The 10424-nt window shown below is 72.3% G+C and carries 7 protein-coding genes; 2 read left to right on the top strand and 5 right to left on the bottom strand.

Annotation, left to right across the window (positions count from 1 at the left end):
* Positions 1–59: 59 nt before the first annotated feature.
* Entirely contained in the window at positions 60–509 is a 450-nt protein-coding gene (locus LLG88_01120; protein ID MCE5245510.1) for a helix-hairpin-helix domain-containing protein, read from the bottom strand.
* A 116-nt stretch (positions 510–625) separates the two neighbouring features.
* Entirely contained in the window at positions 626–3925 is a 3300-nt protein-coding gene (treS, locus tag LLG88_01115) for a maltose alpha-D-glucosyltransferase (GenBank protein MCE5245509.1), read from the bottom strand.
* 160 nt (positions 3926–4085) lie between these two features.
* Here treS and LLG88_01110 point away from each other — a divergent pair, with 160 nt between their 5' ends.
* Complete coding sequence (locus LLG88_01110; GenBank protein MCE5245508.1) at positions 4086–5537, top strand: trehalose-6-phosphate synthase; 1452 nt, start codon at positions 4086–4088, stop codon at positions 5535–5537.
* A gap of 105 nt (positions 5538–5642) precedes the next feature.
* Here LLG88_01110 and LLG88_01105 read toward each other — a convergent pair whose 3' ends face one another.
* On the bottom strand, positions 5643–5900 hold the full coding sequence (locus tag LLG88_01105; protein ID MCE5245507.1) for a hypothetical protein: 258 nt from the start codon (positions 5898–5900) through the stop codon (positions 5643–5645).
* A gap of 388 nt (positions 5901–6288) precedes the next feature.
* Between LLG88_01105 and LLG88_01100 the strand changes: the two genes are divergently transcribed.
* Positions 6289–7971: a methylmalonyl-CoA mutase family protein gene (locus tag LLG88_01100; protein MCE5245506.1), complete on the top strand. Its 1683-nt coding sequence runs from the start codon at positions 6289–6291 to the stop codon at positions 7969–7971.
* 216 nt (positions 7972–8187) lie between these two features.
* Here LLG88_01100 and LLG88_01095 read toward each other — a convergent pair whose 3' ends face one another.
* Both LLG88_01095 and LLG88_01090 read right to left on the bottom strand, forming a co-directional pair.
* Positions 8188–8487, bottom strand: a complete 300-nt coding sequence (locus LLG88_01095; GenBank protein ID MCE5245505.1) for a hypothetical protein — start codon at positions 8485–8487, stop codon at positions 8188–8190.
* A gap of 145 nt (positions 8488–8632) precedes the next feature.
* Positions 8633–10033 carry a sigma-54 dependent transcriptional regulator gene (locus LLG88_01090; GenBank protein MCE5245504.1) on the bottom strand — a complete coding sequence of 467 codons (1401 nt, stop codon included), beginning with the start codon at positions 10031–10033 and terminating at the stop codon, positions 8633–8635.
* Positions 10034–10424: the final 391 nt, after the last annotated feature.

The raw sequence follows: 10424 nt of genomic DNA, 5'->3' as shown, positions 1-10424 counted from the left end.
GCGGCGCGCGAAGACGGACGACGACCGGCGGCGCGGCCGGCGCGCCGCCGGCGAAGCGGCTACTTCTTGGGCGGCTCGGCCTTCTCGGCCTTGCGCGGCTTTTCGGCCGCGGCGGGCTTGGCCGGCGGCGCGGGCTTCTCGACCTTCTTGGCGATGATGTTGTCCTTCACCTTCGCGTAGACGTCCTTGGGCAGGATGTTCCTGGAGACCAGCTGGTCCTTCTTTTGGAAGGGCCGCCCGGCCACGATCTTCGCGGCGTAGGCGTCGCCGATCCCCGGGATCGCCTTGAGTTCGTCCAGCGTGGCGGTGTTGATGTCGATCGGCTGGGCCTTCGGCGCGGCGGGCTTCGCTTCCGCCGGTTTGGCCGGAGCGGGCTTCGCCGCCGGGGCCGGCTTGGCGGCCGCCGGGGTCTTGGCGGGGGCTTGGCCGGCGGCCCGCGCGGGAACGGCGAGGGCGAGCGCGCCGGCGAAGAGGAGCATGGCGGCGAGCGGGACGTGACGAACGCGCATAGAGCGCCTCCTTTCCGGGGCAAACGGTACGGTGAAAAAGTGGGCGCGGCGTCGCCGCGTCGCCGCGGACCGCGGGCGATGCGGCGACGCGGCCGACGAGCCGGCGGACGAACGCGTCAGCGCGCGCCGTCGCCGTCGGCGAAGCCGGCCAGTTCGGCCAACAGCGCGAGCGGCCCGGCGGCGCGGTCGGGGCGCCACTCCAGCGCGCGGATCAGCCGCCGCAGCGCGCGGTCGAAGAGGAAGTGGTCGAAGAACGCGCGGAACGCCTCGCGCGTGAGGCAGGCGAACGGCGCGCCGTCGGTCCGCGCGAGATAGGCGCCGACGACGAGCGCGGCGGCCCACCCGCGCCAGCGCGCGGCCCACGGGACGAGCCCGGCGCGGTCGGCGGAGCGCGCTCCCGCGCCGCTCGCCAGCGCGACCTGCGCCGCGAGGTGGATCGACTGGACGAGCGACGCGACGTCGCGCACCGGCGAGCGCTTGATCCGCCGCTCCGACAGCGGCCGGTCGGGCGCGCCCTCGAAGTCGGCGAAGACGAAGTCCCGCCCGGTGTGCGCGATCCGGTCGAGCCCGAGGTCGCCGTGCGCGCGCAGCCGCATCCCCTCCAGCGACGCGGAGCGGATCAGCCCGCACCGCTCCTCGAGCGCGGCGCGGCGCGCCGTCATCGCCGCGGCCAGGCGCTCCGCGTCGTCGTCGAGGGCGCCGCGCCGTCCGGCCAGCGCCTCCAGCGCCTCGTCGAGCAGCGCGCGCGCCGACTGCTCCAGCGCGCGCTGGTGGTGCGGCGGAAACGGCTCCGGCGCGAAGTCGGGGTCTTCCGGGTCGGACGCCAAGGCGGCGTGCAGTTCGCCGAGCCGGTCGCCCAGCGCGGCCGCGGTTTCGGCGTAGGTGCCGAGCAGCTCGCGCGCGCCGGCGGGGATCGCGTCGGCGTCGATGCGGTCGAACGGACCGGCGGCGGGAACGGCGTCGAGCGCGCCGGGCGGCGCGGCGAGCGCCCGCTCGAAGAAGCGCGCCAGCGCGTCGATCGTCAGGCTCCACGCGTCCCCTTGGCTCGGCTCGGCGGCGGAGAGGACCGCGAGGACCGCGGGCTCGCCTTCGCGCGGTTCGTAGAGCAGCGCGCCGAGCGGCGCCGCGGCGTGGTGGAAGCCGTGCGCGGCGAGGAAGCGCGGCGTCTCGATCGCCGGATGCGGCCCCGATTCGAGGCGGCGGCAGGCGCGGAGCGTGAGCCCTTCGCCGACGGCCCAGGCCGCTTCGTTGAGGCGGCGCGGCCGCTCGGCCCCGGCCGCGGGCGGGGTGGGGGCGAAGACGACGCCGCGGAACGCGCCGGCCAGGGCGCCGCGGCGGCGGCGGCGCAGGATCGTCCGCGCCAGCGCGTCCCACGTCGCCGGATCGCCCGAGACGTCCACCAACGCCGCCCCCGGCTCGTCGGCGAAGGTCGCGGCGCGGAGGTCGCGCGGCGCGAGCGCCGCGGCCGCCGCGCGCTCGCCGCGGACGATGTCGAGCGCGAGCCAGGTCGTCTCCGGCTCCCCCTCGGTGAAGCCGAGCAGGACCAGCGCGGCGCGCGGCGCGTCGTCGCCGTCGGCCAGCGGGGCGACGTCCACCAGCCGCGCGGAGACGACGCCGCGCGGCGATTCGGCGATGTCGGCGCGGCGCGCGAGACGCGCCGACAGCGCCGCCTCGAAGTCGGCGCGGCGTCCCGGCTCGACCAACGCCTTCCACGCCGCGGGCCCCGCGACGGCGGGGATCCGCGCGTCGGTCTCCAGCGTCGTCGAGGCGCGCGGCCGGCGCAGCGCGAGCCAGAGGAAGCTGTGCGGCCCGAGCGTCAGCGGATACGGCGCCGCGCCGATCGGCGGGAAGGCCGTGCGCCCGAACAGCTCGACCGGCGTCGCCCCCTCCCAGCCCGGCAGCTCGAGCCGCGCCGGCTGCGCGAAGCGGGAGAGGTTGGCCGCGACGAGGATCGTCTCGTCCCCCGCCCGGCGCAGGAAGGCGAGCACCTTGCGCGTGCCGGCGGAGACGAAGTCGAGCGTTCCCGCGGCGAACGCCTCGTGGCGGCGCCGCAGCGCGACCGCCCGCTTGACCCACCAGAGGAGCGAATGTGGGTTGGCCTGCTGCGTCTCGACGTTGATCGCCGTGTAGTGGTACTCGGGATCGGCGACGAGCGGCAGGTGCAGCCGCTGCGGGTTGGCGCGCGAGAAGCCGGCGTTGCGGTCGGCGCTCCACTGCATCGGCGTGCGCACGCCGTTGCGGTCGCCGAGGTAGATGTTGTCCCCCATGCCGATCTCGTCGCCGTAGTAGATGACCGGCGCGCCGGGGAGCGAGAAGAGCAGGCCGTACATCAGCTCGATGCGCCGGCGGTCGCCGCCGAGCAGCGGGGCGAGTCGCCGCCTGATGCCGAGGTTGAGCCGCGCCCGCGCGTCGCGCGCGTAGACGCGGTGCATGTAGTCGCGGTCCTCGTCGGTGACCATCTCCAGCGTCAGCTCGTCGTGGTTGCGCAGGAAGGTGGCCCACTGGCAGCCGGCGGGGATCGGCGGCGTCTGGCGCAGGATGTCCACGATCGGGAAGCGGTCCTCCATCCGCAGCGCCATGAAGAGGCGCGGCATCAGCGGGAAGTGGAAGGCCATGTGGCACTCGTCGCCGTCGCCGAAGTAGCGCACCGCCTCCTCCGGCCACTGGTTCGCCTCGGCGAGGAGCATCCGGTCGCCGTAGCGGACGTCGAGCAGCGTCCGCAGCCGGCGCAGGTACTCGTGCGTCTCCGGCAGCCCCTCGCAGGCGGTCCCCTCGCGCTCGTAGAGGTACGGCACGGCGTCGAGCCGCACGCCGTCCACCCCCATGTCCATCCAAAACGTCAGCGCGCGCTCCACCTCGCGGCGCACGAGCGGGTTGTCGAAGTTGAGGTCCGGCTGGTGGGAGTAGAAGCGGTGCCAGTAGTAGGCCTGCGCCTCCGCGTCCCACGTCCAGTTCGACGGCTCGACGTCGGCGAAGATGATCCGCGCCTCGCGGTAGCCGTCGGGCGCGTCGCGCCAGATGTAGAAGTCGCGCTCCGCGCTGCCGGGGAGGGCGCGGCGCGCTCGTTGGAACCACGGGTGGCGGTCCGACGTGTGGTTGAGGACGAGCTCCGTCACCACGCGCAGGCCCCGCTCGTGCGCGGCGTGCAGCAGGGCGCGCACGTCGTCGAGCGTCCCGAGGTCCGGGTGGACGGAGGTGTAGTCGGCGATGTCGTAGCCGTCGTCGCGCAGCGGCGAGGGATAGAACGGCAGCAGCCAGATCGCCGTCGCGCCGAGGTCGAGGACGTGGTCGAGCTTCTCCCGCAGGCCCCGCAGGTCGCCGACGCCGTCGTCGTTGGAGTCGAAGAAGGACCGGGCGTGGACCTCGTAGATCACCGCGCGCTGGAACCACGTGGGATCGCCGACGGGGGAGACCATGTCGCGCCTCCGCGGGCGGCCGCGCGGCGGCGCGCCGTCGCGCATTCATATACGGCCGCGCCGCCGCGGAACGCGGTTGCCTGAGCTGTCGTTCCCTCGTACGTGATCGCGGGGCCCGCCGCGCCCCGTTCCCTGGCGCCCGCGGCAAAGGGGGCGAATCGTGTCGGCCGTTCCCGCGAAAGACCCCGCCGAGCGTTTGGTTGTCGTCTCCAACCGTCTTCCCTACGACTTGCCGACGGACGGCGAGCCGTTCGACGCGACCCGCCACGTCGGCGGTCTGGTCAACGCGCTCGAACCGGTCCTCGAGCGGATCGGCGGGACGTGGGTCGGCTGGAACGGCGCCGTCGTCGCTTCCCGCGCCGCGGCCGACGCGGCGGTGCGCGAGACGCGTCCGTTCGTGTCGCCGGGCGGCGCCCGCTTCGTCGGCGTGCCGCTCAGCGAACGGGAACTGCTCCGCTACTACAACGGCTACTGCAACCGCACGCTGTGGCCGCTTCTTCACGGCTTCGTCGGCAAGGCGGTCTTCGACCCGGACGAGTACGCGTTCTACGAGCGGGTCAACCACCGCTTCGCCGAGCGGGCCTTCGCCGCGGCGGGCGCGGGAGGGCGGATCTGGGTCCACGACTTCCATCTCGCCCTCGTGCCGGCCGAGCTGCGCGCGCTCGGCTTCCGCGGGCGGATCGACTTCTTCCTCCACACGCCGTTCCCGCCGCTCGAGACGTTCCGCGCGCTGCCGGAACGCGAGCGGATCCTGGACGGCCTGCTCGCCGCCGACGCCGTCGCCTTCCACGTGCCGCACTACCGGGACAACTTCGTCGCCGCGGCGCGCGAACTGCGCGGCGCCTTCGCGCTGCCGCACGGCGACGAAGCGCTCCTCGCGCGCTCCTCGGGGATCGCCGTCGCCCTCGCCGCGCCGATCGGGATCGACGTCGCCGGCTTCGCCCGTCTCGCCGCGGCGCCGACGGTCCGCGCGCGGGCGCGGCGGATCCGCGCGGCGCACGGCGGCCGCCCGATCCTCTTCGCCGCCGACCGGCTCGACTACACCAAGGGGATCCGCGAAAGGATGGCCGCGATCGACCATCTCCTGCGCGCCCGGCCGGGGCTGCACGGCGCCTTCGACGTCGTGCAGGTCGTCGTGCCGAGCCGGCACCAGGTGGAGGAGTATCGCCAGCTCAAGCGGGACGTGGACCGCGACGTGGGGCGGATCAACGGCGAGCACGGGCGGGACGGCTGGACGCCGATCCACTACCGCTACTGCCCCTTCGACCGCGAGGAGCTGGTCGCGCACTACCTCGCCGCCGCGGCCGCCCTCGTCACGCCGCTCAAGGACGGCATGAACCTCGTCGCCCCCGAGTTCGTCGCCTCGCGCGTGGACGGCGACGGCGTCCTGGTCTGCAGCGAGTTCGCCGGCGCGGCCGACATGCTGCCCGGGGCGCTGCTCGTCAACCCCTACGACGTGCGCGCGCTCGCCGACGCCTGCGAGGGGGCGCTGCTGATGGCCGCGGACGAACGCCGCGCGCGGATGGCGCGGCTGCGGCGCGCGGTCGCCCCGGCGACCGCGGAGCTGTGGGCGCGCCGTTGCCTCGCCGTCGAATCGGCCGCGCCGATCTGACGATGGAACGCCCGGGGCGAGCGGCCGGCGCCGGCGCGGGGCGCGCCGAAAAAAGAACGAGGCGGGCCGAAGCCCGCCTCGCTCGAAGCTCTCTGAAAGGCGAGGTTACTTCTTCTCGGCCTTCGGGGCGGCCTTTTCGGCCTTCGGCGCCGGCTTCTCGGCCTTCGGAGCGGCCTTGGCCTCGTCCTTCTTGGCGGCGTCCTTCTTGGCCGGGGCCTTCTTGGCCTCGTCCTTCTTCACTTCCTTCGTGGCGGCCGGCTTGTCGGTCTTCGGAGCGGCCGGAGCGGCGGCCGGAGCAGCGGCGAAAGCGGCAACACCAGAGAACATCAGGGCGGCGGCGAACAGCGGAGCGAAGCGCTTCATTTTGGTCGAACCTCCAATATCGTGACGTAGTTGGTCTCAGTGGCGGCGGTGCTGCGCTGACGATCGGCGCAAAATTCACCCCACCGCGGGGCAAAATGTTAGTCCCCTTGGCAAGGGAAGGTTCCCGTTACCGGAACTTTTATTGCGTTACTTGCCGGGGTAAATTTTGGGCATGCTCCGGAGCGGTTCGCCGCGCCCGCGCGCCGAGTCGCCTCGGGCCCGTCGAGCCAGGCTCCCCGCGCCCGCCTCCCGTCGCCTCTTCGGGCGGGCGCCATGATTGGTGCTACCCTCTCTCGGCCACCACCCGCGCGTCGGCGGAGCGCGCTTTCCGCGCGCGTCCGCGCGCGCTCGTCGTCCGGAACGCCAAACCGGCGAGGAGCTGACTCTCATGAGCGACCGGGATCAGATCGCCCGCGACTTGAAGCAATGGGAAGAAAAGGTCGTCCAGCCGTCCTTGACCAAGGCCGCTGAACGCCGCGAAAAGTTCGAGACGACCTCGAAGGTCGAGATCAAGCGCGTCTACACGCCGCTCGACACCGAGAAGCTCGACTACACCAATGAAATCGGCCTGCCGGGCCAGTTCCCGTTCACGCGCGGCGTGCAGCCCACCATGTACCGCAGCCGCTTCTGGACGATGCGGCAGTACGCCGGCTTCGGCACCGCCGAGGAGTCGAACGCCCGCTACAAGCTGCTCCTGGGCCGCGGCCAGACCGGCCTCTCGGTCGCCTTCGACCTGCCGACCCAGATGGGGTACGACTCGGACCACGCGCTCGCCGAGGGCGAGGTGGGCAAGGTCGGCGTGGCGATCGACTCGCTCGCCGACATGGAAGTCCTGTTCAACGAAATCCCGCTGGGGACCGTCAGCACCTCGATGACGATCAACGCCCCGGCCGCGATCCTCCTCGCGATGTACGTCGCCGTCGCCAAGAAGCAGGGCGTCGAGCCGGCGGGGCTGGCGGGGACGATCCAGAACGACGTGCTCAAGGAGTACATCGCCCGCGGCACCTACATCTTCCCGCCGCGGCCGTCGATCCGCGTGATCACCGACATCTTCGCCTGGTGCCACGCCAACGTGCCGAAGTGGAACACGATCTCCATCTCCGGCTACCACATCCGCGAAGCGGGCTCGACCGCCGCGCAGGAAGTCGCCTTCACGCTGGCCGACGGGATCGCCTACGTCCAGGCCGCCCTCGACGCCGGCATGCCGCTCGACGGCTTCGCCTCGCGGCTGTCGTTCTTCCTCAACGGTCAGATCAACATCCTCGAGGAGGTCGCCAAGTTCCGCGCCGCGCGCCGGATGTGGGCGAAGATCCTCCGCGACCGCTTCGGCGCCGAGGGGAAGAACCTCAAGCTGGGCAAGCTCCGCTTCCACTGCCAGACGGCCGGCGTCTCGCTGACCGCCCAGCAGCCGGAGAACAACATCGTCCGCACCGCCTACGAGGCGCTGGCGGCGGTGCTCGGCGGCTGCCAGTCGCTGCACACCAACTCGATGGACGAGGCGCTCGGCCTCCCGACCGAGAAGGCCGTGACGATCGCCCTCCGCACCCAGCAGCTCCTCGCCTACGAGACCGGCGTCGGCGACACGGTCGACCCGCTGGCCGGCTCCTACTACGTCGAGGCCCTCACCGACGAGATCGAGGCCGCGGCGACGGCGCTGATCAAGCGGATCGACGAGGAGGGCGGCGCGGTGGCGGCCATCGAGAAGGGCTTCCAGCAGCGCGAGATCGCCGACGCGGCCTACCGCTACCAGAAGGCGGTCGAGTCGGGCGAGCAGGTGGTCGTCGGCGTCAACAAGTTCACGGAGAAGGAAACCAGCAAGTTCCCGATCATGAAGATCTCCGAGGAACTGCGCCGCAAGCAGTGCGAGCGGACCGCCAAGGTCCGGGCCGAGCGCGACCAGGCCCGCTGGCAGAAGGCGATGGCCCGCGTCGAGGCTTGCGCCCGCGGGACCGAGAACCTGATGCCCGCGATCCTCGAGGCCGTCGAGGCCTACGCGACGGTCGGCGAGATCGCCGGCAAGATGGCCGAGGTCTTCGGCCGCTACGGCGACGAGCTGGCCGCCCGCGGCTGAGCCGCTCCGGCCCCGTCGAAGTCCACGCGAAAGGGCGGCCCCCGCGGCCGCCCTTTCGTCGTCCAAGGGGCGCCGCGGCGGGCCCGGGCGCCCGCCGGCGCGATCGCCGAACGCGGCCCGTCCGCGCGCCGCAATCGGCCGATGCAATAAAAACGGGCGCCCCCGTTTCGGGGACGCCCGGCCATCCTTCGAAGGTACTTTTCAGTATCTGATTTTTCAGGCCATCGGCTCCGGCAGCGGGGCCGGAACGGCGGTCTTGGGCTTGCGCACCGTCTTCTTTTTGGTGGTCTTCTTGGCGGCCTTCTTCACGGCCTTCTTGGCAGCCTTCTTCACGACCTTCTTGGCGGCCTTCTTCACGACCTTCTTCGCGACCTTCTTCGCCACCTTCTTCTTGGCGACCTTCTTCGCGGCCTTCTTCGCGGCCTTCTTCGCCACCTTCTTCTTGGCGACCTTCTTCACGGCCTTCTTGGCGACCTTCTTCTTGGCGACCTTCTTCGCCGCCTTCTTCACCGCCATTGTGTATTCCTCCTTTCCGGGCTCAAAAGCCCGACGTGCGTCTCGCGGGCGTCCCCGCGCAGGATGCGTCGCACCTTGTCCGCATATTTGTCGAACATCGCGCGAGGTTGTCAAGAGCGCGCGCCAACAATTTTCGCGAAGTTCGCTATTCAGTTCGACGCCGCGGGCGCCCCGGACGAGGCGGCGAGTCCTTGTCGAGACCGAGTTCGTTGATGCGGCGGCGCAGCGTGCGCAGGCCGATGCCGAGCACCGCGGCGGCGCGCGTGCGCGAGCCGCCCTCCGCGGCGAGGGCGGCGACGATCGCCTCCGCCTCGATCTCGCGCAGCGCGCGCGCGCTCCCCGCGGGGCGCCGCCCGGCGGCGCGCGGCGCCTCCCGCTGCAGCGCCGCCGGGAGGTCCGCCGCCTCGACGACCTCCCCCGCGGAGGAGACGACGACCGCCTCGATGGTGTTGAGCAGCTCGCGCACGTTCCCGGGCCACGAATAGGCCAAAAGGGCCCTTTCCGCCCCTTCGGCGAGCCTTCGCGGGGCGAGGCCGTTCGACCGGCAGACCCGCTCCAGCACCTGGCTCGTCAGCTCCGGAATGTCCTCGCGCCGCTCCCGCAGCGGCGGGACGCGCAGCGCGACGACCTTCAGGCGGTAGTACAGGTCCTCGCGGAACTGCCCCTCGGCGACGAGCCGCTCGAGGTCGGCGTTCGTCGCCGCGACGACCCGCACGTCCACCCGCACCGACTGCGTTCCGCCGACCCGCATGAACTCCTGCTGCTCGAGGACCCGCAGCAGCTTGGCCTGCGTGCCGAGGTCGGTCTCGCCGACCTCGTCGAGGAAGAGCGTGCCGCGGTGCGCGAGCTCGAACTTCCCCGCGCGCCGGCTGACGGCGCCGGTGAAGGCGCCCTTCTCGTGCCCGAACAGCTCGGACTCGATCAGGTGCGGCGGAAGGGCGGCGCAGTTGATGGCGATGAACGGGCCGTCGGCGCGCGGGGAGCGGAAGTGGATCGCGCGCGCCACCAGCTCCTTGCCGACGCCGCTCTCGCCGAGCACGAGGACGGTCGTGCGCATCCGGGCGACGCGGCCGATCGTCGAGGCCAGGTCGCGCATCGCCGGCGAGTGCGCGACGAGCGTCCGGTCGGCGAACGCCTGGCGCGTGCGGTCGGCGATCTCGCGCTCGAGGCCGGCGATGTGCGCCCCCATGTCGCGCGCCTCGAGGACCCGGCGGATCCGCAGCCGCAGCTCCGTCGGGTGCGGCGGGCGCCCGACGACGTCGGCCGCGCCGCGCTCGATCCAGTCGTAGGCGCGCGACGGCGCGCTGACCGGGGCGACGAGGAGCACCGCCGGCGGATCCTCGAGGCGCGTGATCTCCTCGAGCAGCCGGCCGCCGGCGCTCAGCAGGTGCGCGTCGAGCAGGACCAACTCCACCGACCCGCCCAGCCGCTTCAGCGACGGGATCAACTGGCGCGGGTCGATGGTCGGCTCGACGCGGTGGCCGAGCCTCCGGCACCCGGCCTCCAGACGCCGGACCAGATCCTCGTCGTGGGACGCGATGGCCACGCGTCTTTCGGCGAGGGACGGTGCAGGTTCGCGAAACGACACGGGAAGCTCGCTCGAATCGGGGGACGTCCCGATTATACGGCCTCTTTGGCCTTGTTTGCGGCCGCCCTGACACAATGGCCCAGTTTTCCGCCGTCCCTCCGGCTTCGCGGGGCGGGACGGCGCGGCGCGCAACTCGTTCGCCCGGCGCGACTTGGCTCGAAACGACCGCGCGGCGCCGCTCTTGGCAAGGCACTTGCATAACGAAAATGTGAACTTTCGCGGCCCCCCAACGGGCGCTCGCGTCGAGGGCAACAAGCCATGACGAGCAGCTCGCTTCGCAAGACCACCCGCAGCCGTCGGGTGCAGCCGACCCAGGAACCGAAGCTCATCGACTTCAACTTCGAAGGCG

It is taken from the genome of bacterium, assembly GCA_021372775.1.
GTDB lineage: Bacteria > Acidobacteriota > Polarisedimenticolia > J045 > J045 > JAJFTU01.
The sequence above is the reverse complement of the archived record's forward strand: the minus strand, read 5'-3'. Positions and strand labels throughout refer to the sequence as shown.

Bases quoted from the DNA above. Each gene is read 5' to 3' on its own strand.
- LLG88_01120 (MCE5245510.1), bottom strand. From the start codon at position 509: ATGCGCGTTCGTCACGTCCCGCTCGCCGCCATGCTCCTCTTCGCCGGC.
- treS (MCE5245509.1), bottom strand. From the start codon at position 3,925: ATGGTCTCCCCCGTCGGCGATCCCACGTGGTTCCAGCGCGCGGTGATC.
- LLG88_01105 (MCE5245507.1), bottom strand. From the start codon at position 5,900: ATGAAGCGCTTCGCTCCGCTGTTCGCCGCCGCCCTGATGTTCTCTGGT.
- LLG88_01100 (MCE5245506.1), top strand. From the start codon at position 6,289: ATGAGCGACCGGGATCAGATCGCCCGCGACTTGAAGCAATGGGAAGAA.
- LLG88_01095 (MCE5245505.1), bottom strand. From the start codon at position 8,487: ATGGCGGTGAAGAAGGCGGCGAAGAAGGTCGCCAAGAAGAAGGTCGCC.